Here is a 17246-nt window from a genome sequence, read left to right as displayed (position 1 = left end):
GTCAGATGAACATCAGTTCCCTGCCCCCTCAGACCAGGATCAACGGCGTCCGCTTCAATGCTAACCCCGGCCAGCGGCCTCTGCGCGTCGATGGTTGCGTCACCATTTGCGAGCTGTTTCAGAAACGCTGCACGGATCTTGGAGAGCGCACCGCGCACCGCGAAAAAGAGCTTGGAATCTGGAAGTCCTATTCATGGTCCGACTACTGGCAGCACGCCAAATGGATTGGCCTCGCTTTGCGCAAGTTGGGATTGCAACGGGGTGAGGTCGTTTCGATCCTGTCCGAAGATCGCAAGGAATGGGCCTGGTTCGACACGGCGATTCAGAGCGTTGGGGGTATCGCATCGGGCGTCTACACCACGGATTCGGCCAGTCAGTTGAAATACCAGATCAATGACAGCGACAGTCGATTTCTCATTGTCGAGAACGAAGAGCAACTGGACAAGTTTCTTGAGATCGAAGCTGAGGTTCCCGGCCTGCTGAAAGTCGTTATTCTTGAGGACGAGGGCCTGCACGATCTAAGCCACCCACAGTGTGTGATGATCGAGGACCTATATGCGTTGGGGCAACGGGCCGACGCAGAGGAGCCGGGGCGGTTCGATGCGGAAATAGCGCTGGCAGCTCCGCAGGACACGGCGCTGCTGGTCTATACGTCAGGCACGACCGGCATGCCCAAGGGCGCCATGCTGAGTCACGAGAATATTTTGGCCACCATTGAAGCCGGAGCGCACGCCCTGCCCACGTACGAAACTGACGAGCAACTTTGCTTTCTGCCGCTCTGCCACATCCTGGAACGGGATGTTTCGGTTTACTTCCCGTTGGCCGCCAAGTGCGTTGTGAACTTCGCAGAAAGTCCCGAGACCGTTTTTGCAAACCTGCAAGAGGTCTCTCCTACCACCTTCACAGCCGTGCCCCGGGTTTGGGAAAAGATCTATTCCCATGTGCAAGTCATGGCGCAAGAGGCGACGCCAACGGGCCGCGCCGCGTTCGGGATGGCGTTGAAAGCGGGATTTGCGCGGGCCGAATTCATCCTTGCCGGAAAACCTGTACCTGTGGGCATTGCAGCAAAATTCTGGCTGTGGGACCGATTTGTATTGCGCAATCTTCGCCGGATGCTGGGTATGGACAAGCTGCGCCGGGGCGGCACCGGAGCCGCCCCAATCTCGGCTGAGTTGTTGAAATGGTACTGGGCTATCGGTGTGCCTCTGGTCGAAGGGTTCGGTATGACGGAAACCTCTGGTCTCGCGGCTGCGAACAGCACAGAATGCAACAAAGTCGGGTCCATAGGACGCGCGGTTCCCAGCAACGACATCCGTATTTCCGAAGACGGTGAAATTCAGCTTAAGGGTCTGAACATTTTTCAGGGCTATTGGCGCAACAATGCCAAAACCGCCGACACCTTTACTGCCGACGGCTGGCTGCGGACCGGAGACATGGGGCATATCGACGATCAGGGCTATGTAACCATCACCGGGCGCCTGAAGGACATCATCATTACCGCTGGCGGAAAGAACATCACCCCGGCCGAATTCGAAAGCCGGTTGAAAGTCAGCCAGTATATCTCGGATGCCGTCCTCATCGGCGACAAGCGGAAATACCTGACCGCGCTGATCATGATCGACCAGGATAATGTCGAGAAATTTGCGCAGGACAGAAAAATCCCGTTCTCGAATTTTGCGTCGCTCTGTGCCGCGCCCGAAGTCCGGGACCAGATTCAGGCTGATGTCGATGCCGCCAACAAGGAATTCGCCCGCGTGGAACAGATCAAGGATTTCCGCTTGATTGACGTGTTGCTGACCGCCGACGATGACGAACTGACCGCGACAATGAAATTAAGGCGCAGCTTTGTCGAAAAGAAACACGGACATCTCATTGAAGACATGTACAAATAGTTAATGGGGCTACCCAAAGGGAGGAGAATTATGAGGAACGTATTCAAACGGCTGGCGACAGCCTCCGCGTTGACGGTAACAACCAGTATTGCCAGCGCGCAGACACAGGGTGTCACCGACGACGAAATTGTCATCGGCTCGGTCAACGACCTGAGTGGAATTTTCGCCGCCGTTGGCGTTCCGGCCACCAAAGGGGCCAACGTCGTCTTTGACCGTGTCAATGCCGATGGTGGCGTACATGGTCGCACCATCCGTTATGTGGTCGAAGATAATGGCTATCAGATGCCGCGCGCGATGCAGGGCTACAACAAGCTGCTGAACCGCGACAAGGTGTTTGCCATGCTGCAGTCGTTGGGCACGCCGATGAACCTGGCTGGGTTCAAACTTTTGGACCCCAAGGGTATCCCAAACGTCGCCCCTCTGTCCGCCGCGCGGCAGATGTTGCAGGAACCGATCGACAATAAGTTCACCTCCTTCTCAAGCTATTTTGATCAGAGCCGCGTCGGGGTGAAATACCTGGCTGGAGAGTTCGGATCGCAGAGCGTCTGCACAATGTATCTGCCCACGGATTTCGGAGAAGAGATTCTGGAAGGCAGCAAAGCAGGCGCAGAAGAAGCAGGAATCGCATTTGTCTCCGAGACGACGCACAAGCCGGATGAGACGGACTTTGTCGGTTCGTTAAGCAAGCTTAAGGAAGAAGGCTGTGACATCGTCACAATAGCTCTGGGCGTGCGTCAGGCGATCACCGTGGTCGGTACCGCCAAAAAGATGGGACTGGAGGATATGAAATTCCTTGGGACCTCAGCCAGCTTCCTGACCGTTGTGGCACAGGTGCCTGGCGGGGTGACCGACGGGTTCTATGCCGCCGCTTCATGGCAGGACCTGTGGGCCCGTGCAGATGAACCCGCCCCTGCCGCCTTTATCGAGGAATACAAAGCCGCCACCGGAGAAGACCCTGTCGGCTTTGCCATGCTGGGATATTCGGCAGCTGAGATGATGGTCAAAGCGCTGGACGCCGCCGGCCCGGATTTGACCCACGAAAGTTTTATCGCCGCGATGGAGTCGCTGGATTACCAGGACGACCTTATCGGCAACCACATGACGTTCGGTCCCGACGACCATCAGGGCGCGGACGCGGTTTATGTCAATGTGGTCGAGAACGGAGCCTGGAAACTGGTTTACGAAGAATAAAAAAGGGCTCGCTGATGCGAGCCCTTTGTCTTTTGCGATCCGCTGCGATTAACGCTTCGAGAACTGGAACGAACGACGCGCTTTGCGCTTACCGTATTTCTTACGTTCCACAACGCGGCTGTCGCGGGTCAGGAAGCCTGCAGCTTTCAGAGCACCACGCAGCGACGGATCGTACAGCTGCAGCGCTTTCGAGATGCCGTGCTTGACCGCACCGGCCTGACCGGTCAGGCCACCACCTTTGACGGTTGCGACAACGTCGAATTCACCTTCAACACCAGCAACCTGGAACGGCTGGCGCAGGATCAACTGCAGAACGGGACGAGCGAAGTACTTGTCCTGATCTTTGCCGTTCACGGTGACTTTGCCGGAACCCGGCTTGATCCAAACGCGGGCAACAGCGTCTTTACGCTTGCCGGTGGCGTAGGAGCGGCCCAGCTCGTCACGTACGGGTTCACGCACGATGACTTCTTCGGCCACGGTTTCAACGCCTGCGACGGCGCTCAGCTCTTCGAGAGTATTGATCTGATCAGCCATCGGTTATTAGCTCCGGGTGTTTTTCTTGTTCATGGACTTAACGTCCAGAACTTCGGGCGACTGGGCTTCATGCGGGTGCTCGGCACCTGCATAAACGCGCAAGTTGGTCATAACCTGACGCGACAGGCGGTTGCCCGGCAGCATGCGCTTGACCGCCTGGGTCACGACGCGCTCGGGGTGTGCACCCTCGAGAATCTGCTGCTTGGTGCGCGATTTGATTCCGCCCGGGTGGCCAGTGTGCCAGTAGAAGTTCTCTTCGCGCTTCTTGCCGGTCATCTGGATTTTGTCAGCGTTGATCACGATGACATTGTCGCCCATGTCCATGTTCGGGGTAAACGACGCTTTGTGCTTGCCACGCAGGCGCATGGCGACGATCGAGGCAAGACGGCCCAGAACAACGCCCTCGGCGTCGATCAGGATCCACTTCTTGTCGATGTCTGCAGGTGTTGCAGAAAAGGTTTTCATGGCAGGATAGTCCTGTTTGATGTGAAAGACCGCCCCCGACGGAGCGGCCCGAATTCGATGGACGGGTTTTATGGGGCACGCGCGCGCAGGTCAAGCGCAGTGAATTAGTTTTAATGTAGCAAAACCAAATACTTACAAATTAGGTATTATTTTACCCCATATTTCAGCATGCAATTCGCGCCTGCATCCCTGTTCTGTTATCGTCATTGCCATTCTGAACTTGTTGAGCCCGGAGGATCGCATGCACGATTTACATCAGGTCATTTCAGATTACGGCGCAGCGTGGCAGGAAATGGACCCTGATAAACGAAAAGAACAACTGACGCGGTGCTTTTCGGAAAACGGACGGTATGTCGATCCTACTGCAGATGTCAGCGGCATAGCGCAGCTTAGCGAGCATATCGGAGAGATTTTGAAAACCTCAAACGGACGCGTTGATATCACCAGCACGCCTGTCTCTCACCATGATGTGGTTCACTTTACCTGGCGTATGGTCGCGCCAGATGGGTCGATCATGGTTGCCGGTCATGACTTCATTCGCCTGGACGATCAGGGAAAGATAGCACATCTGGCTGGGTTCTTCGGAGATCCGGCGCCACTTACATAGAATATTAAACACTGATTTGTTCGGGCGGATTGTCCAGCAATGTCCGCAGCCTCTGCATCGCGTCCTCAAACCGCTCCAGCGACACATGCCCGTTCATCGCGATGCGCACCGCGTTTGGCGCACGCCCGTCGCGCAGCGCAAATTCATCGGCCGATCGCAACTGTATGCCCTCACGCTCGGCTGCACGGCTGAATGCCGCGGCGCGCCAGCCAGACGGCAGGTTCAGCCAGACAAATGGCACATCCGGCGCCCAGTTCAGATCGAACCCGCCCAATGCATTTACGGCGACCCGCACATATTCACCCATCCGCACCCGGACATCCTTGGCAATTTGCCGGGTTCTTCGGTCAGAAAGCAGCAAACGGGTCAGTTCGGCCAGCGGCTGAGCCAACCCGAAATACCCATATTCAGCGGAACGCCGCAGATCCCCGCTTCTTTCTCTTGGCGCGATGGCAAAACCGATACGCAATGCAGGCGTCAGGACTTTTGAAATCGAAGACACATGCCACCCTCTTTCGGGTGCCAGAGCACGATAGCTGGGTTCGCGAGCATCCCCCATGCGATAGCAATCGTCTTCGATGATTTGGACGTCATAACGGCGGGCGACATCGACGATCTCTTTTCGGCGCTCAAGAGGTGTATGCGATCCGGTTGGGTTTTGCACTTCGGGTGAGACGCAGACAGCTTGAGCGGGGGTCTGGCGCAGGACGTGTTCCATGGCAGCCGGATCGACTCCCCACTTGTCCATCTTCACGCCAACCACATCGGCGCGCATCAACTCTCCGGCACGGCGAAAGCCTGCGTAAGACAGGTCTTCGACCAGTACGACCGGCTTAGCCCCCCGCAATATCGTTTGAAACACAAGGCAAAGCCCGTTCTGACCACCATGTGTCAGTACAATATCATCATGCGACAGTGCCCCCAGAGGCAGATCGGAAAGCCAATCGACCACAACTTGTCGTGTCGGTTGGTATGCGTCACGCGTTGGATAGTTCATAAACATGCCCGGATCGGACTGAGAAACCTTCTGCAGGCATTCCCGGATCAGGGCTACCTGCCCCACATCAGCCAAACGCGGGCTGAACAAGCTGACATTGGCGTTGTACTTGTCGTCCCTCAGGTGCAGCTGCCTTGCCCAGACATCATCCAGAATGGGTGATTTGGGCGGGGCTACAAATGTACCACGTCCGACCTCTGCTTGTAGCAAGCCTTCGTCTGTGAGAATCGTATACGCCCTTGCAACGGTGCCCGGAGTGATTTGTAATCGATACGCAAGTTCACGCACTGGAGGTAGTTTCGTTCCTACCTCCAGCATCTTGTTATCAATCGCTTTTCGTATTGTGTCTGCAACCAGGGTGTACTTAGGTCCCTTGGATTTCGGCAGCGCCTCCGGCCAAATTGTATCCATTACAATTCTTTCTTTGATTTTGACACAATCCTGAATGTATCAAGCCTATATACCGAACATATTACGTTTGTGTCAATACAATTTGAAAGGATACCTAAGATGACACGCGCAATGCACAACCCCGCCCTCATGCTGCTGAACGACAGCCCCCGGCTGCCGCTGATCGCCGCGCTGGCCGTGCGGTTTGCGGCGATTGTCACAAAATGGGAGCGTCAACGCCGCAGTCGTATTAATTTGTCAAAGCTGGATGACAGACTTTTGGAGGATGTTGGTCTGACCCGCCATCAAGCCAACAGGGAAATCCACCGTCGGTTTTGGCAGGACTAACCATTCCCCAGTCCCTTGACGGGACCTCTTCCTTGGCCGGGTTTTTTGCCCGGCCATTTTTTATCCGAATGCCGCAGCAGCCGATCCCTCGGGCGGCAGAGAATATGTCATCGTTGCCCGCGCGGCGGGTTTGTCAGAGCCCTCAGAGAACATCAGGACGTCCCCGACGGCCAGCGATCTTCCAAGTTTCAACAACCTGCATTTTGCAATCATGTCCTTGCCCCCTTCGGGTTTTCGCATGAAGTCCATCGAGCAGCCGGTTGTCACTGCAAGAGATTGCCGGCCTCTCCGCGCCAGAATGATCGCATAGACACAGACGTCAGCCAGCCCGAACATCGACGGCCCCGACACGGTTCCGCCGGGACGCAGATGCCTGTCTTCAACGACCAGCCGCATGACGATTTCGTTTTCATCCAGTTCTTCGACAACAAAGTCCCGATGCACCTGCGGAAAGATCTGTTTCATGTATTCCATCAGCTCTTCCCGGTTCATCGCTAATGTCATGCTTCCCCTCCTCGATTTGCCGACCTAGAGTTGGCCCAACATCATATCGGAGGGCAAGATGGCAATTCTGGAACGTAACGACACAGGTGCAGTTGCCACCCTAATAATGAATACGCCCGAGCGGTTGAATGCCCTGAGCGATGAGATGCTGGCATCCCTTCAGACCGAACTTGAAGCGCTGCGTGACGACAATTCGATCCGCGCGGTGATTCTGTCGGGCGAAGGCAAGGCATTCTGTGCGGGACACGACCTGAAACAAATGACTGCGGGGCGTCAGTCGGACGACGGCGGCAAGGCCTATTTCCAGGATTTGTTTGCCAGATGCGCCAGGATGATGCTGTCGATACAGTCCCTGCCCCAGCCTGTGATCGCTCAGGTGCACGGTATTGCGACGGCTGCAGGCTGTCAGTTGGTAGCGACCTGCGATCTGGCCGTTGCTGCCGAAGGCACTCGGTTTGGCGTTAACGGAGTGAATATCGGGTTGTTCTGCTCTACGCCCATGGTCGCGCTAAGCCGGAATATCCCCCGCAAACTGGCGTTCGAGATGCTGACAACAGGAGAGTTCATTTCTGCCGAGAAAGCAGCTGAGATTGGGCTGATCAACCGCGCTGTACCTGAAATGCTGTTGGAACATGAGACGATGGCACTTGCCGAACAACTGGCAGGAAAGCTTGGCTCAGCTGTTAAGACTGGCAAAGAAGCGTTTTACAGACAACTGGAATTGCCGGTTGAACAGGCCTACGAATACACCGGCGAAGTAATGGCTCAGAATATGCTGCATCGGGATACCGAAGAAGGAATATCTGCGTTTATCGAAAAAAGATCGCCAAATTGGCACCAATAAGGCGAAGGTAATCAACATTTTTCGCCACTGTTCTCATTTTTGCACTTTTCAAAAGGGCAACACTGTGGCAAAGCTGGGACAGGGCAAAGGCCCTGAACATACTTTTGGGTCGCCGTGGGCGGAAGGTCCCTCCAAGCTGGTTTCTCTCACCGGCGTTGACATTCCCGCAGCGGCGACCCCAAGTTTCCCTTGAAATACTAAACCAGGCTGCGATGGCGCGGCTGTGTTGCGTTGTGCGGTGCTCTGCCCTATGTGGCAGCGCATGACACAGAAATTGCATATCGTGGGCGGCGGCATGGCCGGGTCCGAGGCAGCCTGGCAGGCGGCGGAAATGGGCGTGGATGTCGTGATCCACGAAATGCGGCCCAAAGTGGGCACGTTTGCGCACCAGACCGGGAGTCTGGCCGAGATGGTATGCTCGAACTCATTCCGTTCGGACGATGACGAGCAGAATGCGGTCGGCCTGCTGCACTGGGAAATGCGTGCGGCCAATGGACTGATTATGACGACCGCGGACGCGCACCGACTGCCCGCCGGTGGCGCACTGGCCGTGGACCGCGACCCGTTCGCCGAATCTGTTACGGCAAAACTGCATGCACATCCGCGTGTTGAGATCACCGGCGAAGAGGTTTCCACTCTGCCCGATGACGGCCACTGGATCTTTGCGACCGGCCCGCTGACCTCCGCGGCACTGGGTGAGGCCATTCGCATCGAGACCGGCGCCGAGTCTCTGGCCTTCTTCGATGCCATAGCCCCAATCGTTTACGCCGACAGCATCGACATGAGCAAAGCGTGGATGCAGTCGCGCTATGACAAAGGCGAGACTGAGGAAGAGCGTACCGCCTATCTGAACTGCCCGATGGACCGGGATCAGTATGAGGCGTTCATCGACGCTCTGCTGGCTGCCGACAAGACCGAGTTTCACGAAGGCGAAACCGCGGGTTATTTCGATGGTTGCCTGCCGATCGAGGTGATGGCGGAACGCGGGCGCGAGACACTGCGTCACGGCCCGATGAAACCGGTTGGACTGACCAACCCGCATCAGCCGGAAGTTAAGTCGCATGCGGTTGTGCAATTGCGCCGCGACAACGCCCTGGGCACGTTGTTCAACATCGTGGGCTTTCAGACCAAGATGAAATACGGCGCGCAGACCGAAGTGTTCCGGATGATCCCCGGCCTGGAAAACGCCAGTTTCGCGCGGCTGGGCGGTATTCACCGTAACACATTCATCAATTCACCCACATTGCTGGACTCGCAGATGCGTTTGAAATCTAAACCGAACATCCGCTTTGCCGGTCAGATCACCGGGGTTGAGGGCTATGTCGAAAGCGCAGCCATGGGGCTGCTGGCCGGTCGCCTGGCCGCTGCTGAAGTTCAGGGCCATACACTGCCCGAGGTTCCGCAGGACAGCGCCATGGGCGCTCTGATTCACCACATCACCGGCGGCGCCGAGGCGAAAACTTTCCAGCCGATGAACGTCAATTTCGGCCTGTTCCGCCCGGTTGATGGTCTGAAAGGCGGTCGCCGGGGTCGGAAGGATCGCTACAAAGCCTACACCGACCGGGCCAAAGCCGAATGGACGAGCTGGTTGGCGCGGTGCTGACTGGACGCCTTGGGGCGATGCGGCGTAACATCGGAATATGAGCGAAAAATTCCTTAAAGACGCCTACGGTCTGGGCCTGGGCTCGCCTCAGGCCACCCACGCGCATTACCAAAAATGGGCCTCGTCTTATGATGCCGAGGTCGGTGCGCATGGCTATGCCTCGCCGGGTCGTGTGGCCGATGCATTGTGGTCGAAATTGCCCGAACCTCAGACACCGATCCTTGACTATGGTTGCGGTACCGGGCTGTCCGGTGTGGCCCTTCGCGCGGCGGGTTTCGAGGTAATCGATGGGGTTGACCCAACACCCAAGATGTTGGAACGCGCCGAAGCTAAAGGGATTTACCGTAAGCTGTCGACCTTCGAAATCACCGATCCCGATCCATTGGAGCAAGGCGCATACAAAGCGATTACCGCCATCGGCGTCATCGGCACCGGCGCAGCCCCGCCCGAAGTTTTTGATTTGGTGATGAACGCATTGCCCAAGGGGGGCCTTCTGGGTTTTTCCTTCAATGATCACACTCTTGCGGAAATCTCTTATACTTCACGTCTAAATGATTGGCTGGACATGGGAGCGGCCCGGCTGCTATTTCGCGAACATGGGCCGCATTTGCCCGGCATGGACCTGAAGTCTGACGTATATATCGTTGAAAAAGCGTGATTTTCAGAACTCGATTTGCTCCTTCCCCGACCGGTCCACTGCATCTAGGGCACGCTTATTCTGCGATGTTTGCCCATGATCTTGCTGTATCTGAAAATGGGCAATTCCTGTTGCGGATAGAAGACATCGACCGTTCGCGGTCCCGATCGCATTGGGAGCAACAGATTTACGACGATCTGAACTGGTTGGGCCTTCGGTGGCCCGTCCCTGTTATGCGCCAATCAGAGCGTTTGGCCGTTTATGATAAAGCCCTCGACACTTTGTGGGAACAGGGCCTTCTTTACCCATGCACCTGTAACCGCAGGGATATCGCGGTCGCGGCAAGTGCACCGCAAGAAGGCGCGCCCCTGCATGGTCCGGATGGCATAATTTATCCAGGTACGTGCCGGCGTCGTTGGGAACAAATATGTTCGGACCGGTATTCCAGACCCAAGGACATCCCGCTAAGGCTGGATATCGCAGCCGCCGCCCGTCAGGCACAAGGCCTGTTTCATCCGGCAGTTATCCCCGATGCACCGAATTCAAGCGTCGCCAGATTTCAAGAACTCGGCCAAGGCCCAGATGGTGAGACGGGTATCATCCAGTTCACGGCTGAAGAACTTGAAAGCACCATAGGCGATGTCGTTTTGTCCCGGCGCAATATGGGAACGTCCTATCACCTGTCAGTTGTTTTGGATGACGCCGCGCAGAAGATAACCCATGTTGTTCGGGGACAGGATTTGTTCGAGGCGACGCGCATACATGTGTTGTTGCAGGCTCTGTTGGGTCTTCCTACGCCGCTTTACTACCACCACCAGCTAGTACGGGACGAGGCTGGCAAGCGCCTCGCCAAACGAGATGATGCGCGTGCAATAGCCAAATACCGGGCTGATGGGGTCACAACGGCTGATGTCAGGTCGATGGTGGGCCTCTGACCGCGTCACTCCATAGGTGACATCAGTTCGATCTCATTCCCATCCCGTACTGCGGTGTAAAAACAACTGCGCCGGTTCGTGTGGCACGCCGCACCGGTCTGCCGAACCAGGACCAGAAGACAATCACGGTCACAATCGAAACGAAAATCCACCAATTCCTGAACATGGCCCGAGCTTTCGCCCTTTATCCAAAACGACTGCCGTGAACGCGACCAATAGGTGACGCGGCCAGTTTCAAGTGTCTTTTTAATGGCTTCGACATTCATCCAGGCCATCATTAGAACCTCGCCGGACGCCTCATCCTGGGCAATAGCCGGGATCAGGCCGGCCTCATTGTATTTCAGTTCTGACGGATCAAACGCGGCCGTTGCGGACATGAGAAAAACCTTTTGCATCCCTGTGGATGCTCACTATGTATGGGGAACAGACAACGAGGGAAAGCCATGTCCGGCGAGAACGATCTGATTAAGCTCTATTCCGGCCGCATTCTGGCGCTGGCGGCAGATATTCCGCATCTGGACCGGCTTGAAAACCCCGACGCCACGGTGAAAAAGCGCTCGCCGCTATGCGGTTCGACCGTGACCGTGGACGTCAAGATGCAAGACGGAAAGGTCACAGGGTTCGGGCAGGATGTCAAAGCCTGCGCGCTGGGTCAGGCGTCGGCTTCGGTTGTCGGAAACGCCATTGTCGGCGCCACCCGCGCTCAGGTAGAAACCGCGCGGGATCAACTTTCGGCCATGCTGAAAAAGGACGGACCCGCACCCGGGGCACCGTTTGACGGTTTGGAAGTCCTGATACCGGCACGGGATTACAAGAACCGCCATGCCTCGATCATGCTGGTGCTGGATGCCGCTGCCGAGGCAATGGAGCAAGCCGAACGGGCCAATTGCGCCTGAGCGTGGCTTTCCAACGCAAACCAGTCTAGCCTCAGGGAAAAATGGGGGGAATGATTGGTTTGGATAACCTGCTCGAGCATTTCGTGACCCTGTGGGTCGTAATTGATCCAATTGGTACAATCCCCGTATTTATCGCCGTGACTGCAGGAATGCAGGTTGCGGCCCGGCGCAAGATGGCACTTCTGGCTTCGGTGATTAGTGCCGGGATTTTGCTGTTCTTTCTGGTTTTCGGTCAGTTGCTGATTGAGGCGCTGGATATTGGCCTCAATTCATTTCAGGTCGCCGGAGGCATCATCCTGTTCCTTTTCGCGCTGACGATGATCTTTGGCGAAAGCAAGCAAGACATTGAACAGCGTGCAGCCGAGGACGATCAGGAAGACAAGTTTCACACTCACAATCCAGCGATATTCCCTCTGGCCGTGCCCTCACTCGCGTCGCCCGGTGCAATGCTGGCGATTGTCATTCTGACTGATAACAACCGCTTCAGTGCCGCAGATCAGGGGATCACCGCCTTGGTCATGCTGTCTGTTGTTGCCATCGCCTTTGTCTTGATGCTGCTGGCCGAGCCCATTATCCGGCTGATCGGACATTCCGGGGCGGCGATTATCAGCCGCATCATGGGGATGATCCTGGCCTCTGTCGCGGTGAATTCCGTTCTGTCGGCCATGCTTGAGATAATGAAAACCGGTCAGTTGTAAAAAAGCCGCCGCACCTTCCGGGCGGAAAGGGCGGCGGCAGGCATTGCGTTTCTCGTGTGGGGTCCGGATAGCCGCACGGGGCCGAGGCAAGGCCCCTCAAGGGAATTGGGACAGGCAGGTCACCCTTGACTGAAATGGGGATGACAGCGCGGTATGATCGGCACGAGATCGCAGGCAGAAAGGGTCAGAACGCCCCTGGCAGGTGAAGGGCAACCATCAGCATGACGATCAGAGACACCGCGCCCACTGCATCCTGCAAAAGCGTTGATTGCGAGCGGCTAATGGCGGTCTTGATCTGGGTCAGCATGGTCTCACCTCCGGTCAGGGTTTTAATCCTTTGTTGACCTTTTGTTCTCATATTTCGTCGAGTCGGTAAAGAACTTTTTGAGAACATTTGTGAACTTAATGGAACAAATAGACTAACCCACTGAAATCAAACGAATTGCCTGATCCTGTTTCATCAGCCACAATAGCACCCGCGCTGCCTGCCCCCGATCCGAGCTGAGTTGCGGGTCGACGGACAGCAAAGCACGCGCATCGGATTGAGCGATAGCCATCAGCCCGGCCTGCCATTCCAGATCTGCAATTCGGAATTTCGGTAGCCCGGATTGTGCTGTACCGATCAGATCTCCGGCGCCTCGCATTTGCAGATCAGTCTCGGATATACGAAAACCGTCCTCGGTTTCACGCAGCACCTCCAGCCGTTTTCGTCCACCTTCACTGAGCGGCGGCTGATACATCAGCAGGCAAGTCGAATCCGCATCGCCGCGCCCGACCCTGCCGCGAAGCTGGTGCAATTGGGCCAGCCCAAAAATCTCAGCCCGCTCGATAACCATGATGGAGGCGTTGGGAACGTTGACCCCAACCTCGATGACCGTAGTTGCCACCAGAACCTTTGTTTGGCCCTCCTGGAACGCCTTCATAGCAGCATCTTTGTCCGACGGCGGCATCTGACCGTGAACCAGCCCCACAGTCCCTTCCCCCAAGATCGCGCGCAGTCGTTTGAATCGTTCTTCGGCGGCAGTAAGGTCTGAGACTTCGGATTCATCCACCAGTGGACACACCCAATAGCACTGGCGACCTTCTTCAATCGCGCGGCGCAGATGGGCGATAACCTCGTCCATGCGTTCGGTGCTGATGACGGCTGTTTTGATGGGCTTTCTTCCGGGAGGCTTCTCATCCAGAACAGACACATCCATGTCACCGTATTGCGCCAGCGCCAGACTGCGCGGGATCGGTGTGGCGGTCATAACCAAAACATCCGCTCCCCGCCCTTTTTCCGACAGTTCCATCCGTTGTCGCACGCCAAACCGGTGCTGTTCGTCTACAATCGCAAGCCGAAGTGCCTTGAATTCCACGTCGCTTTGGAACACCGCATGCGTGCCGACCAGAATTTGAATGTCCCCATTTTTCAGCGCTGCCAGCTTTGCACGCCGTTCAGCGCCCTTGTCCCGGCCGGTCAGGATTTCCAGAACGACCCCGGCCTCTTCTGCCAGCGGGCGCAATCCCTCCAGATGTTGCCTAGCCAGAATCTCGGTCGGGGCCATCATGACGCCCTGCCCGCCCGCCTCCACTGCGATCAGTAAAGCCATAAAGGCCACAAGCGTTTTACCGGCGCCGACATCCCCCTGAAGCAAACGGTTCATGCGTGCGTCAGAACCCATGTCAGCGGCGATCTCATCAATGGCTCGGATTTGTGCGCTGGTTGGCTTGTATGGCAGGCTCGCTAGGACTTTTACCTGCAACTTACCGGTTCCGACACTCACGACACCTCTGGCTTTCCGCTCCCGCTGCCGTGCCAGAGCCAAGGTCAACTGATGCGCAAACAGTTCATCATAGGCCAGACGCTCCCTAGCCGGTGCGTGCGCCGCGACATCATCCGCACCCTGCGGATTATGAGCTGTTGCAATACCCACTGCCCAATTCGGCCAGTCTTGCCTGGCAATCAGCGCCGGGTCGATCCATTCGGCTAGATCCGGAGTTCTGGTCAAAGCGCTGCGGGCTGCCTTAAAGGCGGTCTTTTGGGTGATCCCCTGCGTCAGATGATACACCGGCTCAAATTCTGGTATTTCCTTTGCGTCCTCCGGCGGCAGCATGTGATCGGGATGAACCATCTGCGCCATTCCATCGAACAGCTCGAGCTTTCCGGAAATCACTCTGCGCGAGCCTTCAGGCAGAATCCGTTTCAAATAGTCTCCTCGTGCGTGAAAGAAGACCAACTGAAAATCAGCCTGACTGTCCTCGACATGAACCCGATACGCACCGCCCTTATTGCGCGGCGGCCTGTGGGCACCAACTGTAACCTCGACTGTCAAAGTCGCGGGCAGGTCCACGCCCTTAATCGTATCGCGGCGCCTTCGGTCAATGACGGCATAAGGTAGGCTGAACAACACGTCGCGCGGAGATTCCGTGCCCGACTGCGTCAGGACCTGAGCCGTCTTCGGCCCTACGCCCTCAAGCGTTTCCAGACCCGCGAAAAGCGGAAACAGAACTTCGGGTCGGCCGCTCATGTGTTGCCAATTAGCTGAAGCCAGCCATCTTCATCCAGTGTTTCGATACCAAGTTCAGCGGCCTTCTTGGCCTTTGATCCTGCCCCCGGTCCAGCGACCAGGATATCGGTCTTTTTACTCACCGAACCTGACACTTTTGCCCCCAAAGCCTCGGCTCGGGCCTTGGCCTCTGCGCGGGTCATCTTCTCCAATGTCCCCGTGAAGACAACGGTTTTCCCCGCCACCGGGCTGCCGGAAGTGTCCGGGCGCTTGGCCTCCTGAACGTCCAACTGCGCCACGAGTGCGTCTATGCTGGCCCTTTCAGCGTCCTGAGCGAAGGCAGATACAAGCGCACGGGCCATAACCTCACCCACGCCGTCAACACCCAGCAGGTCTTCCCACTCGGGTCCTTCAAAAGTTGCCGCCGAGGTAACGGCGCTCTCGAATTCAGGCCAGGTACCATAGTGGTTCGCAATCAGGTTCGACGCGGCCTCACCCATGTGCCGGATCCCAAGTGCGAACAAAAGACGGCCGAAGGGAATTTGACGTTTCTCGTCAACGGCAGCCCACAGGTTGCTTGCACTTTGGGCACCCCACCCTTTGCGGTTCGCCAGTTTATTCAAGTTCGCAGCGTCGCGGTCCTGCAGAGTGAATATGTCAACCGGGGTTCTGACCGGTAGATCGGGATCATCGTAGAACATCTCGATCTGCTTCGCGCCCAGACCTTCAATGTCGAAGGCTTTACGAGACACAAAATGCTTCAGCTTTTCCACCGCTTGAGCAGGACAGATCACCCCGCCGGTACAGCGTCGGACAGCATCGCCCTCTTCGCGCACGGCGTCGCTTTGGCATTCCGGGCAGGTCTTGGGGAACTCATACGTTTCCGCACCTTCGGGACGTTTCGAAAGATCGACATCTGCGATTTTGGGGATTACATCGCCTGCACGATAGACCTGCACCCAGTCACCTACACGGATATCCTTGCCGTCTCGGATCGTTCCCCCCTTGGCATCAAGACCGGCGATATAGTCCTCGTTGTGCAGAGTCGCGTTTGACACCACGACACCACCCACGGTCACCGGATGCAGACGAGCAACCGGGCTGAGCGCGCCGGTGCGGCCCACCTGTATGTCGATCGCCTCAAGCCGCGTCCAGGCCAGCTCTGCCGGGAACTTGTGCGCAATCGCCCATCGAGGCGTCGTGGAGCGGAACCCCAGACGCGCCTGCAGCGAAAGATCGTTCACTTTGTAAACGACGCCGTCGATATCGTAGCCCAAGGTCGACCGTTGGACTTCAATCCCCCGGTAGTGTGCTAGCATCTGCTTAGTCGATTCGCAAAGCCGGGTCAGCGGGTTGGTCGCAAACCCAAACGCACTCAGCCGTTCAATCGCGCCCATTTGTGAGGTTGCCAAGGCCTCCGACAATTCCCCCCAAGCATAAGCAAAAAACCTGAGCGGGCGCGAACGAGTAATTGTGGAATCCAATTGTCGAAGCGATCCAGCGGCCGCGTTTCGCGGGTTGGCAAAAGTCTTGTCACCGGAGTCCGCCTGCCGCGCGTTCAGCTTTTCAAAGTCGTCATGGGACATGTAGACTTCGCCGCGGACCTCCAGAATATCCGGCGCGTTTTCTATGGTTTGCGGGATATCTGAGATTGTCAGCGCGTTCGCCGTCACATTCTCGCCAACCTCGCCATCTCCGCGGGTCGCAGCCTGAACCAGTTTGCCTTGTTCATACCGCAGTGAAAGCGACAAGCCGTCGATCTTGGGTTCCGCTGTGAAGGACAGCGGCGCATTGCTGTCCAACCCCAGGTATTTTCGGATTGAGCGGTCAAAGTCCTGAACATCTTCGTCGTCAAACGCGTTGCCCAACGACATCATGCGAACGCCATGGGTAACTTTTGAAAAACCGTCGCCAGGACGTGCACCGACCTGCTCCGAGGGGCTGTCCGCACGCTTGAGATGCGGGAAACGCTCTTCGATTTCGGCGTTCCTACGCTTGAGCGCATCGTAATCCGCATCCGAAATCTCTGGTGCGTCTTCAACGTGATACAGTTTGTTTGCCCGGGAAAGCTGTTCTGTAAGCCGTGCCAGCTCTGCCCGCGCGGCGTCTTCTGTCAGCTCTGATACCGGAATTGATTTGCTCATGGCCTCGCCCTGTCACGTATTCTTGGGCTTCAGTGATAGGGCGAGGTCATGGCCAGGTCCAGATGTGCTGTT

18 protein-coding genes are annotated in these 17246 nt (G+C 56.6%); 10 read left to right on the top strand and 8 right to left on the bottom strand.

The features are described 5' to 3' along the window. Window positions 1-5 precede the first annotated feature (5 nt). Both GOX66_RS06045 and GOX66_RS06040 read left to right on the top strand, forming a co-directional pair. Entirely contained in the window at window positions 6-1892 is a 1887-nt protein-coding gene (locus tag GOX66_RS06045; RefSeq protein WP_170760592.1) for an AMP-dependent synthetase/ligase, read from the top strand. Between the two features lie 30 nt (window positions 1893-1922). Continuing rightward, complete coding sequence (locus tag GOX66_RS06040; RefSeq protein WP_170760590.1) at window positions 1923-3083, top strand: ABC transporter substrate-binding protein; 1161 nt, start codon at window positions 1923-1925, stop codon at window positions 3081-3083. A 48-nt stretch (window positions 3084-3131) separates the two neighbouring features. On the opposite strand, the gene rpsI is transcribed toward GOX66_RS06040, so the two are convergent. Together rpsI and rplM are read right to left on the bottom strand one after the other, a co-directional pair. Next, window positions 3132-3617, bottom strand: a complete 486-nt coding sequence (gene rpsI / locus GOX66_RS06035) for a 30S ribosomal protein S9 (RefSeq protein WP_039535473.1) — start codon at window positions 3615-3617, stop codon at window positions 3132-3134. Between the two features lie 6 nt (window positions 3618-3623). After that, complete coding sequence (rplM, locus tag GOX66_RS06030) at window positions 3624-4082, bottom strand: 50S ribosomal protein L13 (protein ID WP_170748790.1); 459 nt, start codon at window positions 4080-4082, stop codon at window positions 3624-3626. Between the two features lie 241 nt (window positions 4083-4323). Between rplM and GOX66_RS06025 the strand changes: the two genes are divergently transcribed. Further along, on the top strand, window positions 4324-4689 hold the full coding sequence (locus GOX66_RS06025) for a nuclear transport factor 2 family protein (protein ID WP_170760588.1): 366 nt from the start codon (window positions 4324-4326) through the stop codon (window positions 4687-4689). A 4-nt stretch (window positions 4690-4693) separates the two neighbouring features. On the opposite strand, the gene GOX66_RS06020 is transcribed toward GOX66_RS06025, so the two are convergent. Then, entirely contained in the window at window positions 4694-6097 is a 1404-nt protein-coding gene (locus GOX66_RS06020; protein WP_170760586.1) for an aminotransferase-like domain-containing protein, read from the bottom strand. A 99-nt stretch (window positions 6098-6196) separates the two neighbouring features. On the opposite strand from GOX66_RS06020, the gene GOX66_RS06015 reads away from it, so the two are divergent. Next, window positions 6197-6424 (top strand): DUF1127 domain-containing protein, encoded by a 228-nt coding sequence (locus tag GOX66_RS06015; RefSeq protein WP_170760584.1) that lies wholly within the window; start codon window positions 6197-6199, stop codon window positions 6422-6424. A gap of 60 nt (window positions 6425-6484) precedes the next feature. Here GOX66_RS06015 and GOX66_RS06010 read toward each other — a convergent pair whose 3' ends face one another. Next, window positions 6485-6928 carry a PaaI family thioesterase gene (locus tag GOX66_RS06010; protein WP_170760583.1) on the bottom strand — a complete coding sequence of 148 codons (444 nt, stop codon included), beginning with the start codon at window positions 6926-6928 and terminating at the stop codon, window positions 6485-6487. Window positions 6929-6986: 58 nt separating this feature from the next. Here GOX66_RS06010 and GOX66_RS06005 point away from each other — a divergent pair, with 58 nt between their 5' ends. The 4 genes from GOX66_RS06005 (at window position 6987) to gluQRS (ending at window position 10947) form a co-directional block, all read left to right on the top strand. Further along, a complete protein-coding gene (locus tag GOX66_RS06005) occupies window positions 6987-7772 on the top strand; it encodes an enoyl-CoA hydratase (RefSeq protein ID WP_170760582.1) in 786 nt (261 codons plus the stop codon). Window positions 7773-8034: 262 nt separating this feature from the next. Continuing rightward, the gene (trmFO, locus tag GOX66_RS06000; RefSeq protein ID WP_170760581.1) at window positions 8035-9375 is read left to right on the top strand and encodes a methylenetetrahydrofolate--tRNA-(uracil(54)-C(5))-methyltransferase (FADH(2)-oxidizing) TrmFO; all 1341 of its coding nucleotides are present in this window, start codon (window positions 8035-8037) and stop codon (window positions 9373-9375) included. A gap of 37 nt (window positions 9376-9412) precedes the next feature. Further along, window positions 9413-10033: a class I SAM-dependent DNA methyltransferase gene (locus GOX66_RS05995; RefSeq protein WP_170760580.1), complete on the top strand. Its 621-nt coding sequence runs from the start codon at window positions 9413-9415 to the stop codon at window positions 10031-10033. After that, window positions 10030-10947, top strand: a complete 918-nt coding sequence (gene gluQRS, locus GOX66_RS05990) for a tRNA glutamyl-Q(34) synthetase GluQRS (RefSeq protein ID WP_170760579.1) — start codon at window positions 10030-10032, stop codon at window positions 10945-10947. Before GOX66_RS05995 ends, gluQRS begins: the two co-directional genes overlap by 4 nt. A 5-nt stretch (window positions 10948-10952) precedes the next feature. Here the strand turns inward: gluQRS and hisI are convergent, their stop codons facing one another. Beyond that, entirely contained in the window at window positions 10953-11342 is a 390-nt protein-coding gene (hisI, locus tag GOX66_RS05985; protein ID WP_170760578.1) for a phosphoribosyl-AMP cyclohydrolase, read from the bottom strand. Between the two features lie 48 nt (window positions 11343-11390). Between hisI and GOX66_RS05980 the strand changes: the two genes are divergently transcribed. Both GOX66_RS05980 and GOX66_RS05975 read left to right on the top strand, forming a co-directional pair. Further along, a complete protein-coding gene (locus GOX66_RS05980) occupies window positions 11391-11843 on the top strand; it encodes an iron-sulfur cluster assembly scaffold protein (protein ID WP_170760577.1) in 453 nt (150 codons plus the stop codon). 59 nt (window positions 11844-11902) lie between these two features. Continuing rightward, window positions 11903-12541, top strand: a complete 639-nt coding sequence (locus GOX66_RS05975; protein ID WP_170760755.1) for a MarC family protein — start codon at window positions 11903-11905, stop codon at window positions 12539-12541. Between the two features lie 184 nt (window positions 12542-12725). Here GOX66_RS05975 and GOX66_RS26030 read toward each other — a convergent pair whose 3' ends face one another. From GOX66_RS26030 to ligA, 3 genes are all read right to left on the bottom strand, one after another. Then, window positions 12726-12848: a hypothetical protein gene (locus GOX66_RS26030; RefSeq protein ID WP_272871495.1), complete on the bottom strand. Its 123-nt coding sequence runs from the start codon at window positions 12846-12848 to the stop codon at window positions 12726-12728. Between the two features lie 112 nt (window positions 12849-12960). Continuing rightward, window positions 12961-15051: an ATP-dependent DNA helicase RecG gene (gene recG / locus GOX66_RS05970; RefSeq protein ID WP_170760576.1), complete on the bottom strand. Its 2091-nt coding sequence runs from the start codon at window positions 15049-15051 to the stop codon at window positions 12961-12963. After that, window positions 15048-17174 carry an NAD-dependent DNA ligase LigA gene (gene ligA / locus GOX66_RS05965; protein ID WP_170760575.1) on the bottom strand — a complete coding sequence of 709 codons (2127 nt, stop codon included), beginning with the start codon at window positions 17172-17174 and terminating at the stop codon, window positions 15048-15050. Before ligA ends, recG begins: the two co-directional genes overlap by 4 nt. Window positions 17175-17246 lie beyond the last annotated feature (72 nt).

The sequence above is a fragment of the Ruegeria lacuscaerulensis genome (assembly GCF_013031245.1).
Classification (GTDB): Bacteria; Pseudomonadota; Alphaproteobacteria; order Rhodobacterales; family Rhodobacteraceae; genus Ruegeria; species Ruegeria lacuscaerulensis_C.
The sequence above is the reverse complement of the archived record's forward strand: the minus strand, read 5'-3'. Positions and strand labels throughout refer to the sequence as shown.